At 44.4% G+C, this 20,158-nt stretch carries 16 protein-coding genes, 22 tRNA genes and 3 rRNA genes; 5 read left to right on the forward strand and 36 right to left on the reverse strand.

The window, feature by feature from the left end:
* Together BLT91_RS28845 and BLT91_RS28850 are read right to left on the reverse strand one after the other, a co-directional pair.
* A 16S ribosomal RNA gene (locus tag BLT91_RS28845) occupies positions 1-206 on the reverse strand; the annotation flags it as partial.
* A 423-nt stretch (positions 207-629) separates the two neighbouring features.
* The gene (locus BLT91_RS28850; protein ID WP_090827576.1) at positions 630-1,703 is read right to left on the reverse strand and encodes an FUSC family protein; all 1,074 of its coding nucleotides are present in this window, start codon (positions 1,701-1,703) and stop codon (positions 630-632) included.
* A 266-nt stretch (positions 1,704-1,969) separates the two neighbouring features.
* Here BLT91_RS28850 and BLT91_RS28855 point away from each other — a divergent pair, with 266 nt between their 5' ends.
* Both BLT91_RS28855 and BLT91_RS28860 read left to right on the forward strand, forming a co-directional pair.
* Positions 1,970-2,560 carry a DUF1989 domain-containing protein gene (locus tag BLT91_RS28855; RefSeq protein ID WP_090827577.1) on the forward strand — a complete coding sequence of 197 codons (591 nt, stop codon included), beginning with the start codon at positions 1,970-1,972 and terminating at the stop codon, positions 2,558-2,560.
* Between the two features lie 72 nt (positions 2,561-2,632).
* Positions 2,633-3,379: a YqcI/YcgG family protein gene (locus BLT91_RS28860; protein WP_090827579.1), complete on the forward strand. Its 747-nt coding sequence runs from the start codon at positions 2,633-2,635 to the stop codon at positions 3,377-3,379.
* Between the two features lie 64 nt (positions 3,380-3,443).
* Here the strand turns inward: BLT91_RS28860 and BLT91_RS28865 are convergent, their stop codons facing one another.
* The 3 genes from BLT91_RS28865 to BLT91_RS28875 form a co-directional block, all read right to left on the reverse strand.
* A complete protein-coding gene (locus BLT91_RS28865; RefSeq protein WP_090827581.1) occupies positions 3,444-4,076 on the reverse strand; it encodes a spore coat protein in 633 nt (210 codons plus the stop codon).
* 112 nt (positions 4,077-4,188) lie between these two features.
* On the reverse strand, positions 4,189-4,365 hold the full coding sequence (locus tag BLT91_RS28870) for a DUF3934 family protein (protein ID WP_090827583.1): 177 nt from the start codon (positions 4,363-4,365) through the stop codon (positions 4,189-4,191).
* Positions 4,366-4,391: 26 nt separating this feature from the next.
* Positions 4,392-4,868: a HEAT repeat domain-containing protein gene (locus tag BLT91_RS28875; RefSeq protein WP_090827584.1), complete on the reverse strand. Its 477-nt coding sequence runs from the start codon at positions 4,866-4,868 to the stop codon at positions 4,392-4,394.
* Positions 4,869-5,108: 240 nt separating this feature from the next.
* Between BLT91_RS28875 and BLT91_RS28880 the strand changes: the two genes are divergently transcribed.
* Positions 5,109-5,498: a helix-turn-helix domain-containing protein gene (locus BLT91_RS28880; RefSeq protein ID WP_090827586.1), complete on the forward strand. Its 390-nt coding sequence runs from the start codon at positions 5,109-5,111 to the stop codon at positions 5,496-5,498.
* Between the two features lie 86 nt (positions 5,499-5,584).
* On the opposite strand, the gene BLT91_RS28885 is transcribed toward BLT91_RS28880, so the two are convergent.
* Both BLT91_RS28885 and BLT91_RS28890 read right to left on the reverse strand, forming a co-directional pair.
* The gene (locus BLT91_RS28885) at positions 5,585-6,403 is read right to left on the reverse strand and encodes a sugar phosphate isomerase/epimerase family protein (RefSeq protein ID WP_090827588.1); all 819 of its coding nucleotides are present in this window, start codon (positions 6,401-6,403) and stop codon (positions 5,585-5,587) included.
* Between the two features lie 36 nt (positions 6,404-6,439).
* The gene (locus BLT91_RS28890) at positions 6,440-7,624 is read right to left on the reverse strand and encodes a Gfo/Idh/MocA family protein (protein ID WP_175532583.1); all 1,185 of its coding nucleotides are present in this window, start codon (positions 7,622-7,624) and stop codon (positions 6,440-6,442) included.
* 150 nt (positions 7,625-7,774) lie between these two features.
* Between BLT91_RS28890 and BLT91_RS28895 the strand changes: the two genes are divergently transcribed.
* Positions 7,775-8,599, forward strand: a complete 825-nt coding sequence (locus BLT91_RS28895) for an AraC family transcriptional regulator (RefSeq protein ID WP_217635295.1) — start codon at positions 7,775-7,777, stop codon at positions 8,597-8,599.
* 68 nt (positions 8,600-8,667) lie between these two features.
* Here the strand turns inward: BLT91_RS28895 and BLT91_RS28900 are convergent, their stop codons facing one another.
* Positions 8,668-9,246: a TetR/AcrR family transcriptional regulator gene (locus BLT91_RS28900; RefSeq protein ID WP_090827594.1), complete on the reverse strand. Its 579-nt coding sequence runs from the start codon at positions 9,244-9,246 to the stop codon at positions 8,668-8,670.
* Between the two features lie 279 nt (positions 9,247-9,525).
* Between BLT91_RS28900 and BLT91_RS28905 the strand changes: the two genes are divergently transcribed.
* A complete protein-coding gene (locus BLT91_RS28905; protein WP_090827596.1) occupies positions 9,526-12,456 on the forward strand; it encodes an MMPL family transporter in 2,931 nt (976 codons plus the stop codon).
* A 68-nt stretch (positions 12,457-12,524) separates the two neighbouring features.
* Here the strand turns inward: BLT91_RS28905 and BLT91_RS28910 are convergent, their stop codons facing one another.
* From BLT91_RS28910 to BLT91_RS29045, 28 genes are all read right to left on the reverse strand, one after another.
* Positions 12,525-12,707: a hypothetical protein gene (locus BLT91_RS28910; protein WP_090827597.1), complete on the reverse strand. Its 183-nt coding sequence runs from the start codon at positions 12,705-12,707 to the stop codon at positions 12,525-12,527.
* Between the two features lie 198 nt (positions 12,708-12,905).
* The gene (locus BLT91_RS28915; protein WP_090827599.1) at positions 12,906-15,251 is read right to left on the reverse strand and encodes a sensor domain-containing protein; all 2,346 of its coding nucleotides are present in this window, start codon (positions 15,249-15,251) and stop codon (positions 12,906-12,908) included.
* A gap of 1 nt (position 15,252) precedes the next feature.
* Positions 15,253-15,765, reverse strand: a complete 513-nt coding sequence (locus BLT91_RS28920; RefSeq protein WP_141225116.1) for a DUF5317 family protein — start codon at positions 15,763-15,765, stop codon at positions 15,253-15,255.
* A 365-nt stretch (positions 15,766-16,130) separates the two neighbouring features.
* On the reverse strand, positions 16,131-17,081 hold the full coding sequence (locus BLT91_RS28925) for an isopenicillin N synthase family dioxygenase (RefSeq protein ID WP_090827603.1): 951 nt from the start codon (positions 17,079-17,081) through the stop codon (positions 16,131-16,133).
* Positions 17,082-17,538: 457 nt separating this feature from the next.
* Positions 17,539-17,609, reverse strand: a tRNA-Gly gene (locus tag BLT91_RS28930).
* 12 nt (positions 17,610-17,621) lie between these two features.
* A tRNA-Pro gene (locus BLT91_RS28935) sits at positions 17,622-17,695 on the reverse strand.
* Positions 17,696-17,699: 4 nt separating this feature from the next.
* Positions 17,700-17,778, reverse strand: a tRNA-Leu gene (locus tag BLT91_RS28940).
* Between the two features lie 5 nt (positions 17,779-17,783).
* A tRNA-Arg gene (locus BLT91_RS28945) sits at positions 17,784-17,860 on the reverse strand.
* Positions 17,861-17,876: 16 nt separating this feature from the next.
* Positions 17,877-17,962: transfer RNA gene (locus BLT91_RS28950), tRNA-Leu, on the reverse strand.
* A 37-nt stretch (positions 17,963-17,999) separates the two neighbouring features.
* Positions 18,000-18,071: transfer RNA gene (locus tag BLT91_RS28955), tRNA-Gly, on the reverse strand.
* A gap of 20 nt (positions 18,072-18,091) precedes the next feature.
* Positions 18,092-18,171: transfer RNA gene (locus tag BLT91_RS28960), tRNA-Leu, on the reverse strand.
* 19 nt (positions 18,172-18,190) lie between these two features.
* Positions 18,191-18,266, reverse strand: a tRNA-Lys gene (locus BLT91_RS28965).
* A gap of 67 nt (positions 18,267-18,333) precedes the next feature.
* A tRNA-Gln gene (locus BLT91_RS28970) sits at positions 18,334-18,405 on the reverse strand.
* A gap of 8 nt (positions 18,406-18,413) precedes the next feature.
* A tRNA-His gene (locus BLT91_RS28975) sits at positions 18,414-18,486 on the reverse strand.
* 23 nt (positions 18,487-18,509) lie between these two features.
* Positions 18,510-18,594 (reverse strand) — tRNA-Tyr (locus BLT91_RS28980).
* A 47-nt stretch (positions 18,595-18,641) separates the two neighbouring features.
* A tRNA-Thr gene (locus tag BLT91_RS28985) sits at positions 18,642-18,717 on the reverse strand.
* Between the two features lie 17 nt (positions 18,718-18,734).
* Positions 18,735-18,810 (reverse strand) — tRNA-Phe (locus BLT91_RS28990).
* A 19-nt stretch (positions 18,811-18,829) separates the two neighbouring features.
* Positions 18,830-18,906, reverse strand: a tRNA-Asp gene (locus BLT91_RS28995).
* A gap of 69 nt (positions 18,907-18,975) precedes the next feature.
* Positions 18,976-19,052 (reverse strand) — tRNA-Met (locus BLT91_RS29000).
* Positions 19,053-19,078: 26 nt separating this feature from the next.
* Positions 19,079-19,154 (reverse strand) — tRNA-Val (locus BLT91_RS29005).
* 78 nt (positions 19,155-19,232) lie between these two features.
* Positions 19,233-19,307 (reverse strand) — tRNA-Glu (locus tag BLT91_RS29010).
* 20 nt (positions 19,308-19,327) lie between these two features.
* Positions 19,328-19,416, reverse strand: a tRNA-Ser gene (locus BLT91_RS29015).
* Positions 19,417-19,425: 9 nt separating this feature from the next.
* Positions 19,426-19,499, reverse strand: a tRNA-Met gene (locus tag BLT91_RS29020).
* 28 nt (positions 19,500-19,527) lie between these two features.
* Positions 19,528-19,615, reverse strand: a tRNA-Ser gene (locus BLT91_RS29025).
* A 6-nt stretch (positions 19,616-19,621) separates the two neighbouring features.
* Positions 19,622-19,697, reverse strand: a tRNA-Asn gene (locus BLT91_RS29030).
* Positions 19,698-19,700: 3 nt separating this feature from the next.
* Positions 19,701-19,776 (reverse strand) — tRNA-Ala (locus BLT91_RS29035).
* A gap of 68 nt (positions 19,777-19,844) precedes the next feature.
* Positions 19,845-19,961 (reverse strand): 5S ribosomal RNA (rrf, locus tag BLT91_RS29040).
* A gap of 108 nt (positions 19,962-20,069) precedes the next feature.
* Positions 20,070-20,158 (reverse strand): 23S ribosomal RNA (locus BLT91_RS29045); the annotation flags it as partial.

Consider the following 20,158-nt stretch of genomic DNA (forward strand, 5'->3'; position numbering starts at 1 on the left):
GTGTTTCATAATTCTCTCATGCGAGAAAACCAGTTATCCGGTCTTAGCTATCGTTTCCGATAGTTATCCCGATCTTATAGGCAGGTTACCTACGTGTTACTCACCCGTCCGCCGCTAACTTATCCCGAAGGATAAGTCCGCTCGACTTGCATGTATTAGGCACGCCGCCAGCGTTCGTCCTGAGCCAGGATCAAACTCTCCATAATAGTGGACAATTGCTCGTCCGTATATCTGAAAGCTTAATTGCTCATTTGCGTTGCTAGCGAGATTTTACAATCTCTTTTTTGGTCGATTACTCGACCGTGCTTACTCACTCGTTGTTCAGTTTTCAAAGATCAATTTCTTACGTTCACTGCCGTGTTACCGAAGCAGCGAGAAGTAATATACCATATTCAAATTTCAATTGCAAGCTTTAATTTTTACATCCATTCGTGAAGATATTCAACACGTTCAGATCTTTTTTAACCGCTTGCTCCTCATCCCGTTTGGAACAAGAATCATAATATAGCACATACAATTTCGTAATGCAACCCTTATTCACTTTTTTATGAAAGAACCTCCGTAGTCCAGATTTGAACTGGAACACGTGAGGCTCGATGAAATATTCATATTTATATTGATTATTAAATCTATTTTAACCTAATGCTTTTGAGCAGTAATTCGAGGGGTTCCTTCTCTTCGGTTTCTCCGCGATGTTCACGATGAACGAGTTTATCCAGTCTAGCCACCTGATAACCGTAATCGTACATAGACGCAGCCACGACCGATAATCGCAGCATTCCATCCGGCTGCTTATTATAGCGGTCAATGAGTTCAGTCATGAAACGCTTATTCTCTGCTTCCATCTCCATACCTTCTGTACTGTCATCTTTAAGCTTATCATCAAACTTTAATAGAACATGCTCGTGGAACTTTATTAGCTTTTCCATATGATTATCAAAATAGACATCCGTGACTTCTGTCCGAGCGGTCTGAAAATAGTGCTCATCTACAGCTTCCAGAACCTCAAGCCCTTTGTACATAACAAGGAGTTTTTGCTTATAAACAACGAGTTCGCGAATGCGGCTAAACCTATTACCTTTACCTTTGAGCTTCTTTATCTCTTCTTCCATGAGTCTGTACTTATCAGATAAAGACTTCAAGGCGTTGCGCAGCCCTTCTTTTTCCTCACGGGATACGGTTTCTTTCATTTCGTTAGAAATAACCATTCGAAGGAGAAGCGACATTTTGCCAAAAATAATTGTGATCTGTGCGGCGAATTGCTCCTTAGGCTTAGGTGGAAAGAAAAGAATATTCACCACAAAGGCACAACCGATACCAATCAAACTAAGCAATAGCCGATTGACCGCGAACCGCCATTCTCCAGAAGCCTCCATCACAGCTACCACGGTAACTAACGTAAGGCCGATCGTTTCCTCCATACCCATTCGAAGACTAATGATGATGACAATAATACATACAATTCCAATAGCAATCACATTATTAGAAAAAAACATACCTGCAAGCAGAGCCAATGCCGCACCAAGAATATTCGTCTGCAGCTGCTCAAGGAAATAGCGCCATGATCGGTAGATCGAAGGCTGCATAGCAAAGATAGCCGCCACGGCTGCAATAACTGGAGGAGAGAAATTGAGCCACGCACTTATGTATAAAGCCAAAGCAACGGCAATTCCCGTCTTCCAGACACGTGCTCCGAAAACCATGAAACCCCCTCCTCATCCAAAAATAATCGATTCATTATTATCTTACACAGGTACTGGGACGGATGCAAAGCGAGATATAGCAATTCTATTTAGTAAAGCAAAATAACTAGATGATACTAAATCGCAAACTTACGGAGGAGGCAGGTTTGAAACAACGGCAAAAAGCACTCCATGAAGAGTGCCTTTTAAACGTTCCCGCCTGCATGCCACCTTCTCACAGAAGCCATACTATTAAGGTAACCTATGTAATGATGCGGAGGACACCGATGATCAACCCAAAATGGCGGATACCTGCCACTAAAGGGCTTGGATTTAAACTGGGAAAAGGGCAAATGGTCCGAGTAACCGATGTGGATGGTGAGCAGATAGCCGACTTTGTGGCCTATTGTGCCAACGATACGAGTGAGCGTCTGGATCCAAGCGTTACAATGGACGCGCTGCGAACAATGAAAGTAAAGCCAGGAGATATCCTTTACTCTAATAAATATAGGCCACTGTTGACCCTTATGGCTGATACCGTGGGTCAGCATGATTTCATTAACTCTGCCTGTCGTTCTGAGATGTACGAAGTGCTATACAATAAACAGAACCACGCTAGCTGCTATCATAACCTAAACCAAGCCATTGGCGAATTTGGCATTCCCGCTCCGGATCAGCATTATACGATTAATTTGTTCATGAACACCGTTATTCATCCCTCCGGACAAATCAGCATAGAAAGACCGCTATCCAAAGCTGGAGACTTTATCGAGCTTCGGGCGGAAATGGACCTAATCGTGGCGGTATCTGCCTGCCCTTGTGCGGAAAGCGCCTGCAATGGATTTGTGTGCACGCCTATTGACGTGGAAATTATTTAGCGTGACCAAGACATTCACCCAACTATTCTCCTTCGCATAGTATGCTCCGAATGAATGAAGGAGGGTTTTGTCATGGTTCATTTAAAATCCAAAGTTTGGATAGATGGTCATCTAAACGATCTGCCGGAATGGCAGCAGGATGCCTTTCGGCAATTCGGTCATATGATTGCCGATTCAGACCAAATGTATCCTTGTATCCCCGGACGTCTAGGCTTTCTCTCTAATAGTCTGCGGTTCGGATTTGCAGCTGATCCCAGATCCGAAGAGGCCATCACCGATGTCGCGCTGCTCTTGCAAGAGTACGGCGAATGCTCACATGAAACCGGCAAATATGCCTCGCTCGTTATTTTTTTCTACACATCTAAAGAACTGGCCAATGGCTTCTCCGTAGAAGACTACGAGCGGCTGTTCTGGTCGGTTCTAAGCCGCGTTAGTGCCATAGATCAGATTCCATGGCCCGCACATATTTCCGCGGATCCCTCCCATCATTCCTGGGAGTTCTGCTATAACGGTCATCCGTACTTTGCCTTTTGCGGGACGCCTGCACATGAGATTCGAAAAAGTCGGCGGACGCCTTATTTTCTCATTACGTTCCAACCTCGGTGGGTATTCAAAGAAATCAATGATTCAACCCCTTTTGGACGCAATATGAAAAAATTGATTCGCCAAAAATTAGTTGAGTACGACGGCGTTCCGGCACATCCCTCTCTCAAGTGGTACGGCCAAGCCGATAATTTGGAATGGGAGCAATATTTTCTCCGGGATGATGAGAGCGTTGCTTCTGAATGTCCTTTTGCCTCTATAAAAAATAAAGGTTAACTCGACGGCTTAGGCAAAGAAAAACCAGCACGGTTGATGTGACCGATGCTGGTTCTTGTTACATTCAGTGAATTGTTGCTCGGTTATTGGGAGGCATCTGCGGCATTCCTTGTGCCGGAACGAAGGTGTTGAGCATTTTTTGCATATCGGAGGCTTCCAGTTGCGGGACCTGATAGTAGGCATGTCTATTTTGATACAAGAAAATCTCATAGGCCATTTCGATAAAATTCTGTACTTGAGAAGCCAGCACACGGCGTACGGCAGGGTTCGTCACCTCAACCGAGGTCATCGTCAGCAGCGAAGCATGGGTTTTCATAAGGCCTAGCATATGTGCGCTAATGCCTGCATCCTTCACATCTGCCAGCGATTGATTCGGCTTTTTCGGCTGTGTGGGTTTGATACCGTAGATCGGCTGCGATAGATTTCGGATCATATACGTCTGCGTTTCTTGACTCGGCTTTTGTCCCGTAGCAAAGCATTCTGCCGTTATGTTGTAATGGAAAAGCGTAAAGTTGTACTGGCGATCCAGAATATCCAGAAGCTCGCTATCTTGGACGAACTGTCTGAAGATCATGAACTGATCCAGTACATTGATCATACAGGCTAACACTTCGTGCAAATCAAAGAGCTCATGCCCCCCGTGATTCATGTTCTGCGCGCCTTGGTTCATGTTGTTGTATGGCGTTTGCTGCTGCATCTCGAAGTCTCCTTTGATAAATGGGATAGTAACTTGCATAATATGAGTCTTATTTGGAGGAATTATTCGTTGAAAACATAAAAATACCCCCGGCAAAATGCCGAGGGTTGAATTATTTGGTTGACACCTTTTCACTACTCGAAGTTTTTGTGCCACTTGCTGCTTTAGTACCTTTGCTTTTATAAGGCTTGGGGGCGCTCTTAGCTCTATTGGAACTAGCTTGCCAACGATTCCAGCCTTTACTGTCCGTACCTCTGCCCGTTCCGCCTTTACCCTTCGCTTTGCTCATGTGTTCACTCCATTATATGGTGTTTCTTATTTTTTCAGTAACGACGCCCACGTGGTTTCAAGCCATTGATCAAAGTCAGGCCCCTTATCACCTTCGTAAGTATCATAAACGTCACTTCTCATCTTTTGTAACTTCTCTTTAAATTCTTCGAATGTATGGCCTTCCGGCAAACTCTTCTTAATTCTTAGTAGGATTTTGCCTACACCTTTAATCAAGTCCCCTTTTTTCCTCGGTGGTAACTGAACATCCTCGCCAAATGCTTTGAGTTTACGGTAAGCAGCCTCTTGAATTGGATAAACAGCATCGCTGCTCATCATACGCGTAAGTATATTGATTGTTTGTTGGTCATTCCACTGACCTAACTCTTCGACGGCTTCTAGACGCTCTCTCCAATTGGAGGTTCGATTGGCGGATTTTTTTAATTCCTCTAAATTGGGAGGTATCTCGTTTTTAAGTTCAATGTTCAAATAATTCAGGCTCCTTCTGACTGCTGAAAATCGCATAGTTTCTTTTATTAGGTTGATGTTACACCTTTTTTATGTAGAGTGCCACCTTTTTGGAGATTTCATTTAAAGAAGGGATTGAGAAGCAAGGCATTTTTTCAATATTTTTATCGATCGGCTGAGATGACATCCTATCGTCGAAATAAGTACCTCTGAAACAGGATTTTATTGAAATTATCATATTATATAGGTATCTCTTTTTGTTTGAGAATTCAATAACCTCAATTTGAGGTGAATGAGATGTCTGATTTTCTAAGACTGGTTGGCGAGCGGTTAAGAATGGTTCGAAAGCTAAAAGGGTTAACACAGGAGCAGCTAGCTGAAAAAACAGGCAAGGATAGTATGAGTAAATCGCACATATCAGATATAGAGAGAGGCCAAAGAAACATTTCACTAACAACGTTGGAGCTTCTGATGAATGCTTTAGAGGTGGATCCCAGCGAGTTGTTCAACTTCCAGAAGCTTGACGGCATAGATGGGATTCATGAGAAAAAGTTGATCCTTGATATTCACAAAAGTATGCTTATGGAGAGAGGGCTTGACGAGGTAAAGTATGTCGTCAGAACAACGAAAGATTTCCTGGATACCATAGATGTTAAAGAGTCGAGTATGAGGAACACGAATAAATAAAGCGGGTTCGAAAGAGTTTGTAAATAAAGGGGCGTGGCCTGTATAGGCCCGCCCCCTTATTTATATCCTTCTGTCTTTACGTGCGATTACTGCCACTGGATGTCAGCATCCGCCAGCAGTTTTTTCAGAGCGCGAACCGCGGCAACGACCCGTTCGGGATTAGTCGCTTCCGGCAAATATTTGTGCAAATGCGGCTCGACGGAAAGGAAGCCAGTGAAGCCACGCTGCTTCAGCTTGGCGATGAACGCCGAGAATTCGCCGTCGCCAGCTCCAGCTGGCACGAACATGCTCGGCTCGCGCGTCGCATCTTTCACGTGAACATAGTCCGTGTACTCCGAAACAAGGGGATAAGCTTCGCTCACGGGCTTCACGCCATTGTTGACGAAGTTCCCCGGGTCAAAAGCAAGCTTCGCATGCGCGGAATCGCAGGCCTGCAAGATTTCAAGGCAGCGCTCCGGAAGATCCCCATAGACGCCGCTTTCATTTTCAATGATCAGGACGACGTTGCCCTCTTCAGCGAGGCGCGTCAGCGCCCGCATGCGCAGCAGCACTTCATCTCGGTGCTGTTCATGCTCGCCTGCCGGAATGAAATACGAGAACACCCGAATATATTTGGCGTCAAAATATTGCGCTGCCGCAACCGCCGTGCGCATAGCTTCCACCTGCGGCTCGAACGGCTCGGTGATGCTGTATTTGCCAAGCGGCGAGCCGATAGACGAAATGCGGAAGCCTTTTTCATCCAAAATCGCCTTGACCCGAGATTTATCCTCGTCTGTCAGTTCAAGCACATTTTTCCCCCACACGTTGCGCAATTCAATATGGCGCAGCCCCTCGCTGGCCATCACATCTAGTTGTTCGGTCAAATCTGCTGATACTTCATCAGCAAAACAAGTAATGGTTACCACGTTTGGCACATCCCCTTTGCGTCATGAATAAATTTGTTACCCCGAAAATGACTTTGAAAAATCGCCTTCTTCAGCTTCAACTGTCTTCTTCACATATTTCGATGATGCAATCAACTCTTTCAGCTTCGCTTCGAATTCATCACCGCTAAAAGGCACGTCAATGATTTGCTTCTTGAAGGAGGACAGCATAATGCCGTTTGCGATCGTCAGGCCCTTAATGCCTTCAGTACCGTGCGCGATGAGCTCCCCTCCGCCGTTTTGGATCGCCTTAACGAACAGGTCCGTCACCACTTTATGCCCTGTTGGCGCATTCGTGTTTACGGGTATTTCCGTTGGCCAATTTTCAACGCCGCCGAAGCGTTCCTTCGTTTCAAGCCCATATTTCAGCATCGACTCCCGGTTGCGGTAGAGCGTTAGCTTGTCATCTTCATAAACCAGTTTGCCAAGCTCGCCGATAATTTCGAGACGATTCGTCCCAGGCGATTCAGCTGTTGTCACCATAAGATGTCCGATCATACCGTTCTCGTGCTCGAAATAGGCGGTCACCTCGTCCTCCACCTCGATGTTGCGATACTTGCCGATATGCGCATGACCGCTGATTTTCGAAGGTACGCCAACCAGCCATTGATACATATCGAGCGTATGCGGACATTGATTCGTCAGAATGCCGCCGCCTTCACCGGCCCAAGTCGCGCGCCAATCTCCGCCGTCATAGTAGGTCTGGGAGCGGAACCATTTCGTATGGATCCAAGTTGTCCGAGTTAAGCGGCCGAGTTCGCCGCTGCTGACGATATCCTTGATTTTGGCGTAAAAAGGAAGCGTCCGCTCCTGAAACATGATGCCGAAAACGATGTTCGGATTGGCCAGCTTCGCATCCTCATATGCGTCAATCGATTTCTGTGCGTCGTTGATATGAACGGCAAGCGGCTTTTCGGTCAGTACATGAAGCCCTTGCTGGAACGCATCTTCCGAGATTGGTGTATGATCGTAATGCGGTACGGCGATAATGACAGCTTTAAGGCCCGATTTTGCGAAAAGCTCCTTATAATCGTAATATGCGGTAGTACTGGCATCTGCGGCAAACTTGTCTGCCTTAGCCCGATCGATATCACATACACCGACCAGCTCGATGCTGTCCATCGTTTTCAAATAGTTGATATGGTGACTCCCAATGCTCCCGAGTCCGATCAGTCCGATTTTGACTTTGTTTGGTGTGCTCATGAATGAAATGCCTCCTCCGAAGTATGAAATTCTCATTTTTAAACCTTTTCATATATGCCATTGTAAGATATGATAAAAGCAATTTCCTTGTCTTATTTGTTTAAAATATTGCTTTTCTTGGTTTCATCCTTTGGGGAAGGCTGGTTGCGTATGCTGGAAGCTAATCTAAACACAATCGATGAACAAATTAATTTCGATCATTTACAAAAACAAGCACATAATATCGATTTCCATTTGCACCGTGGCTGCGAGATTTATTTTTTGATCCAAGGGGATGTTCAGTATTTCGTGGAGAAATCGGTCTATCCGATTGCATTCGGCGATCTCATCATTACAAACGAGCATGAAATTCACAAGCCGTCCTTCTTGTCTAACGCGCTGTATGAACGAATTTCGTTTCAATTTATCCCCGCATTAATGAATCCATTCCGCACGGAGGCTTTTGATCCGGTAAAATGCTTTTACAACAGACCCCATGGCGAGCAAAATAAAGTTACGCTTAGCCCCCGGGAAGTTGCTTCGCTGCGGGACCTTTTTGCCAAGTACGATGAGCTGAGCCGTCATCCGGCGGCCGGCAGCGAGCTGCTTAAGCTGAGCTGTCTAATCGAGCTGCTCGTGTTCGTCAACGGATTGTATACCCAAAACAGAAAAACCGACGACAACCGCTTCATGCACGAGAAGCTGTCCCCGGTTTTGGATTATATCGAAGCCGAGCTCGACGGAGATCTATCACTGGATCACCTCGCCAAGCATTTCTACATTAACAAATATTACCTCATGAAATTGTTCAAAACGTATACCGGCAGCACGATCCACGAGTACGTTATCTCTAAGCGCATTGCTGCCGCCAAGCGTCTTTTGTCCGAAGGCTGCAACGTAACCGAAGCATGCTACCAGTCCGGATTTCGCGATTACACCGCGTTTCTCAAGATGTTTAAAAAGAAGGTCGGCTTGCTGCCAAAGGATTATGTGTAGTGAAGAACCAACATAAACAAAAGAAAACCATGCCGCTCACCAAGAGCTCAGCATGGTCTTTCTTTGTTTCAGGGCTGTAGGCTTCGAAAAAAAAGTTCAAAGCTAACGGCCATCTGCGTATTGAGCTTGTCGTCGCCCATCCCCATTCCCCAAGAAATCAATACACCCAAATAGGTCTGAATGGCCTGATCGGCAATCATTTCTGCTGGGAAGGTCGACGAGAATTCTCCCCGTTTTTGCGCTTCTTCTATGATAGGAATCAGCATCAACTTGAGCTCTTTCATGATCTGCAACTGATTCGATAACGTCTTCTCATTGCCAAAGGTGCTTTGGTATAAGGCACGAACAAGCTGTCTGGTATAAGGCACAAGCCTTACTAACTCTATAAGAAATTCGCGGAGGTGCGGGAGGATAGGTCCACTTTTGTCCTTCAACTTAACAAACTCTGTTGTCGCCCAGAACGTTTGGATATCACAGAACACATCTTCTTTGCAGTCAAAATAATTAAAGAAGGTTCCCTTCGCTACGCCAGCCCGTTCCGTAATCTGATGAACCGTTGTTGCTTCATAACCATGCTCCGCAAATAGCTCGAGCGCTGTGTCCATTATTTTTTTGCGTGTGGCACGCTTTTTCTCCTCACGGTTCATAGGTTCATCTCCGTTTATTGGCAATTGTGTAAGGTATTGATTCAAGTATAGAGGAAATGAACAGTTTGTTCAATGCATAACATGACCGTAGGTTCAATAATCTAATTATTAACGAATTTTAAATGCTACATTTTAGTTAATTTACTCTGATATAAATGAATTGTGTCTAAATCAATAATTATGACCACAAGTCCATAATTATCTTGACCGTCGGTCACGTTTAGGTTATAACTACAAATAGATAAAGTTTTTAGAGGAAAGATAGGAGGCCGTACCTGTATGATTGAAAAATGGGTTAGAGCACTAGCAAGGACAAAGTGGCTTGTCTTACTTATTTGGCTAGCTGTAACAGTGGGCTCCGTATTCGTCTTACCTGACCTAGGTCAGATCGTAAGGCAGACCGAATCCAAATTTTTACCTACGGATGCACAATCCGCACAAGCTCAGGCAATCATTGAACAGATGGACCTGAATCGAAAATCAAAATCAAACGCCATAGTCGTTGTGCAGCGAGAAAGCGGGCTAACCGAACAAGATCAAAATTGGATCAAAGGAAAATTAGCCGAGCTGAAAAAAGAGCAAGATACTTTGGGCATCGTCAGCGTGCTTTCTGCTTTTGATGATCCGTCGCTCGCCCAAAAGTTTATTAGTAAAGATAATACGACTGAACTCGTCATTGTTGAATTCCCGAAGCAGGTACAACAGGCCTCGACGGCGGACAGTGTCAAGCTTCTAAAGGAGAAGTTTACTTCCCCGCCAAGCGGAATGTCCATTGAATTTACAGGAAGTGCGCCTATCTTCATGGATTACAATACGTCCACCAATGAAGGGCTGAAAAAGACAGAGATTCTTACCCTCGTCCTTGTCCTTGGTATTTTGCTATTTGTATTTCGCTCTCCTATCGCGCCTTTCATTCCACTGCTTACGATCGGGATGGCTTTTATCCTGACACGCGGGTTTGTAGCGTTATTCAGTAAAGCCGGTATGCCTGTATCCTCTTTTACAGAGACATTCCTTATTGCTGTCCTGTTCGGCGCCGGAACCGACTATTGCATCCTCTTGATTCACCGTTTCCGCGAAGAGCTTTCCAAGACACCTGATCGGGTAACCGCCTTACTGAGAACCATTCAAACGGTGGGTAAAACAGTGCTATTCTCCGGGAGTACCGTACTAATCGCCTTCTTCTTGATCGGATTCGCCAAATTCGGCTTATATCAATCTGCCGTTGGTGTAGCCATCGGTGTGGCAGTAACCTTAGTTGCAGCTGTTACATTGACCCCGGCTTTAATGCTTATCCTAGGTCCAGCCATGTATTGGCCTGTTAAGGTGAAAGCCGGCGCTGCTCACGGAGATTCCAAGTTATGGGGTGCTATGGCACGATTAACAGCCAAGAGACCGATTGCCGTTCTACTAGTGTGTATGCTTTTACTTACTCCCTTCGTCTTTCTTTTCCAAGGGAATCGCTCTTTTGATGACTTAGCCGAGATTGATCCAAGTATTAGCGCGGTTAAAGGGTTTCGCGAGGTGGAAGCGAAGTTCAGCAGCGGCGAGGTGCTGCCAACTACGGTAGTGATTACCTCCAATAGTTCTATGAGAACACCGGAAGGACTGGCAGCTATTGAGAAAGCGAGTCAAGCCGCTAGCCAGATCGCAAACGTCAAAGAAGTTCGGAGCGCCGCTAGACCGTTAGGCAAACAAATTGCGGAGCTTACCGTGCCGAATCAGCTAGAGCAAACGAATAAAGGACTAACGGAGCTTCGCTCGGGGATCAACCAAGTCAGTGACGGCTTCAAAAAAGCACAGTCACGGCTTGAAGCTCAAAGCGGCGATGTAACCAAACTAAGCCAAGGTGCGGAAGAAATCGCACAGAAACTTACCGAGGTACAAGGCGGTCTGAAGCAAGTATCAGGTGGGATTGTGCAATCTGAGCAAGGGGCGCAGCAGCTGGTGAAGGCATCTGGCCAGTTGAAGGGAACAGCAGCTTCTATGGGGGACGATTTGTCTAAACTCGTTCAAGAGTACCCTGAATTAGCTAAGAACATAACTTATCAGACATTAGTCGGAAAACAACAAGGATTGACAGGCGGTTTAGTTCAAACCGAAGCCGGTTTACAGCCTTTAGCTAAGGGTCTTGCTCAGCTGGCACCTTCGGTTAACCAGATATCCGGCGGTATCGGACAATTAGCCGACGGACAGAAGCAAGTTAGCGGCGGCATCCAGCAGCTAGAGAACGGATTTGGCCAATTTGCTTCCGGACTGGGTGAAGGTACAAGCGCGTTAACGAAGGTGTCAGACGGGATTTCTCAAGTAGTGGAAGCCCAAAAGGGAATCGCAGATAACAGCTCTAAGCAAATAGCGGGGTGGAATATTCCGAAAGAAGTGTTGGAGCAAGCAGATTTCAAGAAGTCTTTGGACTTCTACATGTCCGCAGACGGCAAAATTGCGAAGCTCGAAGTCGTGCTCGCGATCAATCCTTACTCGAAGGAAGCAATGGGTAAAATTGATGAAATTAAAGAAACAATCGTAAGCAGCTTGAATGGTACTTCTCTTTCGAAGACAGATGTGAAGCTAGCTGGACAAACATCGAATTATCATGAGCTGGACAGTATCTCGCAGAATGACTTTTATCGTACAGGAGGATTCGTGTTAATTGGGATCTACCTGGTTCTGGCTTTACTGCTCCGCTCTCTCCTCATGCCGCTGTATCTATTGTTGTCGTTGGTATTTAACTACTTAATCACGATGGGCATTGTTGAATTTATATTTGTAAAATTATTAGGATTTGATGGTTTATCCTGGACTGTTTCCTTCTTCATCTTTTTGATTATCGTTGCACTGGGAGTCGACTACAGCATCTTCCTCATGGCTAGGTTTAAAGAGGAATATCGCCCAGGTCGCATCATCGAAGCGATGGGCAAGGCCATGACAACGACAGGCGGCGTTATTATGTCCGCAGCTCTCATTATGGGCGGCACCTTCGCTGCTCTCATGTTCTCTGGTGTAGACACGCTGTTGGAGCTAGGAGCCGGTATCTCCATTGGGTTAGCCATCTATACAACCGTGTTCATGGGTCTTATCGTTCCCTCCTTGGCTATCCTCTTCGGGGAAGCTAATTGGTGGCCCTTTCCACGCAAAGCCTCCGCTATGGCGGAGAAAACAGCTCCATCCCGTGAGTTAGGTGAAGCTGGAGAAGCTGCAACACAGCATTAATGTTTAAAGCCTGAGACGTGTGTCTCAGGCTTTTTGTTTTCAATGACTTAATTATTAAGTTAGCCTCATCACACGACCATACGCCTACAGTACTTACATACATTCGCATCAATTTCTATTTCCTCGCTGCAAAATGAACACTGCTTATGTGTTTTCAAATCAGCAGATGGCACCACTTTTCTCTTCTTCACATTCACATAAATCAACAAACCAACCACAACAACGACAACAGCCAACAACCAATAAACCATACTGAAACACCTCCTAGTTGATAAACAACTTCTGATGATTCCGTATATGTATATTCGGTTACCCCTGTCCATTTGTCATGGTTGTCAACAATCATTACGGAAAGTACATCGAAAGCCATGCCATCTCCCAGCTTCTGGAGGGCGAGGAGAATAAAAAAAGCAGCTATTACAGATATACTCTGCAACGACTGCTCTTTGTTATCTACTCTCTCCTTTTCGTGAAAGCCATACGCGCTCAATAAAATCATCTGCTGATAAAGGTTTACTGATCAAATATCCTTGAACTCCGTCACAGCCTTGTTCACGCAAGTAAGAAAGCTGTTGATTCGATTCGACTCCTTCGGCGATTACTTTCATATTTAAGCTGTGTGCCAATTTTATTATTCCGCTAATGATCAATTCATCTTTTGGAGACATGTTTAAGTTATCAATAAAAGACTTGTCCATTTTCAAATAATCAAATGAAAAATGTTTTAAATAACTAAGTGAAGAGTAACCAACTCCAAAATCATCGATGGAAATAGATACACCGAGCTCTTTAATCTCTTTAAGCACCTTCATCGTATGTTGAGTGTTCTGCAGCAGCATACTCTCCGTTATCTCAATTTCAAGCCACTTAGGATCTAACTCCGTCTCCTGCAAAATATGCCCAATCGTACTTACTAAATGATCATTTTGCAATTGAATGGAGGAAAGATTTACTGAGATAACGAGAGCTGGGAAGCCTGCATCTTGCCAAGCTTTATTCTGTTTGCACGCAGTCCTTAACACCCATTCCCCGATGGACAGGATTAATCCACTCTCTTCAGCGATCGAAATGAACTGAGCAGGTGACATGTGTCCCAATTCTTGATTCTCCCAACGAATTAGGGCCTCTACCCCATTAATTCGATCACTGATCAAATCGATCTTCGGTTGAAAATGTAAATAAAATTCTTCGCGCTCGATCGCTTTGTGCAAATTAGAATGTATCTTGTGCTTGGCTTCATTCACCTCTTGAATATCATTAGAATATACGCTGTAGGTGTTTCCACCGGATTCTTTGGCCCGATACATAGAGGCATCTGCATTTTTGATCAGCGTTTCCACATCTGTCCCATGATCTGGATATATACAAATTCCTATACTTGTTGTTATATATATTTCTCTATTACGTAAATAAAAAGGTTTTACTAATGTTTGCAAGATCGTCTCGGCAGTTTGTATGGCCTCTTCCTTATTGCTTAGATTTGGAAGAATAATCGTAAATTCATCGCCCCCCAGTCTAGATACGATAGATCCTTCTGGAACGGATTGAATAATGCGTTTGGAGACATCAACTAATAGAAGATCACCTGAATGATGCCCCAACGTATCATTTACTTGTTTAAATTTATCTAGATCAAGAAACATTAATCCGGCTAAGGAGCTGTTAAGAGCATTATCCAAAGTCTCCGCCATGCACTCTTGGAATTTGCTTCGGTTGGGCAATCCGGTTATTTCATCGAAGTAAGCCATTCTATGAATAATCTGTTCTGCTTCCTTCTGTTCTGTGATATCCTTAGCAATTCCATAGATCCCGACAATTTGGTCATTCACTACGATTGGACCACAAGTTATGAATAAATCACGGCTGGTACCTTCATTAGTAAAAAAGCCCATTGTAAATTGCTGTGGATTTCCCAGCAGTGCTTCTTCTATATGAAATATTGCTTCTTGTTTCCCTGTATTAATCACATATTCGATTAAATTAACATCCAATACAGACTCCGGAGAATAGCCCAGTAATTTTTCTAACATCGGGTTAATACTCGTTAATTTACCAGATAGATCTAATGTAAAAACAATATCTGGATTATGGTCAAATAGAGACTTGTATCGTTGTTCGCTTTCTTCAATCTTGTAGATATGCTTGTTATAGGCTGAGATTAGGAAGTTAATAACTAGTACGAGAACGGCTGTAATTATAACCTCAGTAAGAAGATCAATAGTATTCGTATACTGAATTAGATGGTACAACAAAATGGTTAGTATTAACAAACAAACTTGAAATATATAAACTTTCCTTAACGCTATTTTATTGAAAAACGGAGCATTATTTACAAACTTCATGATTCCCGCAAGTATTAATAGGTTAACATTTTCAAAAACGAAGGTAATACCCATAATTTGAACGATGAGTGGTAATTGATTCATAAATCTCAATATAGTCGCCGCACATACCATACTAATAAAATATATGCCTAAAGTTGAAAACAAACGATACCAATTAATTTTATAGAAAGGTTTGCTAAGTAACAAAAAAGACATTAGTGTACTAAATATGATCGGAACCGTGCTTGCTGAGATACCTTTTGAATACATTAAATAAAGAATACTTAGTGTTGCAACGCTGTACCAACGTCCATTTGGCAATTTTGTCGGAAACAGATCAACTAATAATAATAAGCATATAATAATTATAGATTTCCAATCCTTATTGGATTGAGAAAATACGAAACCGATATAGATTGTATATATTCCGGTCAAGAATAATACCATGGTGTACCAATTTTTGTCCTTCATGCTACTCCCTCTTTGAAGCGGTTCCTAATAGAAATCGAATAAAGCCGGAACCCACAAAAATATCTCCTATACTTATCGCATGGTTGAAAAAAGGAATCCAATCCCCCAACCACCAAAAATGGGATGTATTCATTAATTGATGTCGAGGATTTTCTGCATCAAGAGGAGAACCATTAAACCCGGACATCATCATAACCTTGTCTGATACCGGCATTAATCCACCGTGTATAATAATCGCTAATAGATTAAAAACAGCCCCAAAACATATAAAAATAATTCCTGGTAAATGCCTGTTCATCCAAAGACCTGCGATCATTACAGCAAACGAGAGTTCAAGCAGAATAGGATAATTGCGCCCCGTTCGAATACTCAACCAATAAATAAAAATTTGAAACGCAAAGGTGCCAATCAGTAAATAAGGCATTCTGAATGCTGTAAAGGAATTCACAATTGTCAATAAATTGCGTTTCAAGATAATACAAAGTATCACTCCTGCAAGTATAAAGTAGATCAAATGTGTTCATCCCTTTATATAAAAGTGAAAGGAACTAGGTTTTTCGCCTAGCTCCTTTTTGGGATTATGGCGCCCATGGATAACTTACAACGGATGAATAAACCATGGCTGTTATAACCAAAATCATTAGTATCCAATTCTTCAAATTTTTCATTGCATTTCCTCCCCTTTGTTGAAAAGAAGTATTCATGATGGAAAGATCAACCAAAAAAATTATACCTTTAATGCATATTTTATACAATATTTTTATTCAAAATCTTCAATAATTCGATAAAAATTGACATTTGATATCCCGCTGCCATATCCCTAAGCATGAAAAAAGGACCCTCACTTCGCAGAATGGCTTGCTGGTGAAGGTCCAGTTTTTATTTTTTGATTAAACCAATTTCTACAAGCCTTTCGTAAAGGAAGTCCCCAGCTGTAATTGGCGGATACTTCTCAGGCTGATCCTCAGATATGCAGGATGGAATCGTTTCTAATAAGTAGTTGCTGTACGGATGTACAAAGAAAGGCATGGAGTAACGAGATGTATTTTCACCTTTAGGATTTACCACTCGGTGGGTTGTTGCAGGAATGGTTTCGTTCGTAATCCGGGAAAGCATATCTCCGGCATCAACGATAATTTGCCCTTTTTCTGCTTTAACAGGTATCCAGTTGCCATCCCGTGTCAAAAGCTCCAGACCTGATGCCGTTGATTCGACCAACAAGGTAATTAAGTTAATGTCTTCGTGTTCACCGGCACGGATTGCATTCGGATCCATCGAATCATCTAAACGCGGGTAGTGAATCGCACGAAGAATGCTGTTCCCGTCTTGAATCATATCAGAGAAGAAATTAGGACGCAGATCCATGTGCAGCGCTAATGCTTCAAGCATATTACGCGCAACGCGCTCTAATTCACGGTAAAAGCTAATCGCATGTTTACGAAGTTCAGGAACTTCATCCGGCCAAACGTTAGCGGCATAATCACTAGATAACGGATGTCCCATAGACAGCTCTTGTCCTACGTGGAAGAATTCTTTCAGATCGCCGACTTTACGATTTTTGGCATGTTCTTTACCAAATCCTGTATAACCGCGCGCTCCGCCTTCTACGCCTTCACTTTTTCTTTTGGTTTCTGAATCCAAACTGAAAAATTTCTCCCAAAGCTCATAGTTTTTTTCAATAAGCTTGGAATCAACACCATGTCCGCTTAAAATAACAAATCCTGTATCCTTTAGACCGGAAGTAAACTCTTCGGCAAATACTTTTCTTTGTTCCGTATTACCATAAGTAAAATCTTTTAAGTTTAGTGTGCGAACGTAAGGCTGCGTCATATAAAATAACCTCCAAATTTAAAATGTAATCGCTTTAATTACCAAATTAGTATACCCACAACGAAATAAAAATACAAGCGTCATTACCGTTTATGGACGTTGCCACTTTCTGGTCTTTTTTTCAGACAAAATATCATAAGATGTTAGACGAACCATCCTCAAGTCTTAGATATAAAATTATCATTAGTTCGATTATTCGAAAATGAAGCTATTTACATCGATTCACAAATCGGAAACAAAAAAGACATTAAGTTCTTAAAGTTTCTAAAAGCTCTGCATTAGATAAGGGCTAGCTCAAGCAAAGGCGCAGGAGGCTAATGACTTAATAAGATTAGAAAAGAAAGGGTCAACAATCCGTCAACATCGACGATTATAGACGCTAGAATTAAGTCGCAAACATAGTTACAAAAACAAAAAAAGCCTAATGTTCAAGGCTTTAAGTGTATGTAATGCGGAAAGCGGGTGATGGGAATCGAACCCACGCTACCAGCTTGGAAGGCTGAAGTTCTACCATTGAACTACACCCGCATTAATAAAAAATCGGGACGACACGATTTGAACATGCGACCCCCTGCTCCCAAAGCAGGTGCTCTACCAAGCTGAGCTACGTCCCGGTAATACCGGCGAGAGGACTCGAACCTCCACTCGTTAGAACTCGATTTTGAGTCGAGCGCGTCTGCCATTCCGCCACGCCGGCTTAAGTGGCGCGCCCTGAGAGATTCGAACTCCCGACCTTTTGATTCGTAGTCAAATACTCTATCCAGCTGAGCTAAGGGCGCATATGAAGTTAGATAATGCCGAAGACCGGACTTGAACCGGTACGGTAGTCACCTACCGCAGGATTTTAAGTCCTGTGCGTCTGCCGATTCCGCCACTCCGGCTTACTTTTAGCAATAAGGCGCTGCTATACCGCCATAAAGCGGCAGACGGGGTTCGAACCCGCGACCCTCGCCTTGGCAAGGCGATGCTCTACCGCTGAGCCACTTCCGCAAATTATTATGGGGTTGATATGCGCGTAGAGGGACTTGAACCCCCACGGTCGCCCGCTAGATCCTAAGTCTAGTGCGTCTGCCAATTCCGCCATACGCGCATGCTGTAAATAAGGCAAATGGTGAGTCATGTAGGATTCGAACCTACGACACCCTGATTAAAAGTCAGGTGCTCTACCAACTGAGCTAATGACTCATATAATTTAATGGGGCCCCCGGAAAGAATTGGCTACGGAGCTTACCACACTTTATGGGGTATAGTACTGGGGATCAAGGATTTGAACCTTGGCATGACGGAGTCAAAGTCCGTTGCCTTACCGCTTGGCTAATCCCCATTAAAATGGGCGGACGACGGGACTTGAACCCGCGAATGCTGGATCCACAAACCAGTGCGTTAACCCCTTCGCCACGACCGCCACGATAAAACTATCCAAAAAAATGGTGGAGGCTGATGGATTCGAACCACCGAACTCAGAGAGAGCAGATTTACAGTCTGCCGTGTTTAGCCACTTCACTAAGCCTCCATGTTATAAAAAACTAACCGGGATCCCCGAAAGACATAGGGAGATTGTGGTGCCGTCGAGAGGACTTGAACCCCCAACCTACTGATTACAAGTCAGTTGCTCTACCAGTTGAGCTACAACGGCATATACATTGTGCAAAATGGTGGCTCGGGACGGAATCGAACCGCCGACACGAGGATTTTCAGTCCTCTGCTCTACCGACTGAGCTACCGAGCCTGACTTGATGTTGTAAAAATGGCGGAGCTGACGGGATTCGAACCCGCGGTCTCCTGCGTGACAGGCAGGCATGTTAGGCCACTACACCACAGCTCCACACTAAGTAAAACACCTTTTATAGGGATCTTTTGATGAGTATCAAAAGTCTCTCCTTTTATAAGAGGTTGGTTGCGGGGGCAGGATTTGAACCTGCGGCCTTCGGGTTATGAGCCCGACGAGCTACCGGGCTGCTCCACCCCGCGCCATTAAAAGAATGCAATTAGTAAAGTGGTGGAGGCTGACGGGATCGAACCGCCGACCCTCTGCTTGTAAGGCAGATGCTCTCCCAGCTGAGCTAAGCCTCCACGAGATGATGAATTGGGGCCCACGCAAAGTATTCGGATTAAAGCTTCGTCAGCTTTACATCACTTTGTAGGGATTAATGGTGACCCGTAGGGGACTCGAACCCCTGTTACCTCCGTGAAAGGGAGGTGTCTTAACCACTTGACCAACGGGCCAAACTTTATAAAATTACTGACGGAGAGAGAGGGATTCGAACCCTCGCACCGCTTGCGCAGTCTAACCCCTTAGCAGAGGGTCCCCTTATAGCCACTTGGGTATCTCTCCATTAACTAGTAGCGGCAGAGGGGCTCGAACCCCCGACCTTACGGGTATGAACCGTACGCTCTAGCCAGCTGAGCTACGCCGCCAAAAGAATATATATACTTCTAAAAGGGACGGAGAAGGAGGGATTCGAACCCTCGAGACGCTTGTGACGCCTACACGATTTCCAATCGTGCTCCTTCGGCCGCTCGGACACTTCTCCAAAGAGTGGCTCCCCGAACAGGACTCGAACCTGTGACAACTCGATTAACAGTCGAGTGCTCTACCAACTGAGCTATCAGGGAATATGGTGGAGCCAAGCGGGATCGAACCGCTGACCTCCTGCTTGCAAGGCAGGCGCTCTCCCAGCTGAGCTATGGCCCCAAAATCAACTCTGCACCAGTATAAAACAGTGCAGGACCTGGAAAAAAAAATACCCCGTTAAGGGTACTGCTTGGCAACGTTCTACTCTCCCAGAACCCTGCGGTTCAAGTACCATCGACGCTGGAGGGCTTAACGGTCGTGTTCGAGATGGGAACGCGTGGGTCCCCTCCGCCATCATCACCAAACAGTCAAAGCGTGTTTGCGCCTTGAAAACTAGATACGAAACTTGCGTAAAGTGTTACCTTAGGTTAAATGCTTATGCTTCCGAAGCTAGCTTTCCTCCGGAAAGCTTTGAGGTTAAGCCCTCGACCGATTAGTATTCGTCAGCTGCATGCATTGCTGCACTTCCACCTCGAACCTATCAACCTCGTCGTCTACAAGG

This window comes from Paenibacillus sp. yr247, assembly GCF_900103825.1.
Classification (GTDB): Bacteria; Bacillota; Bacilli; order Paenibacillales; family NBRC-103111; genus Paenibacillus_E.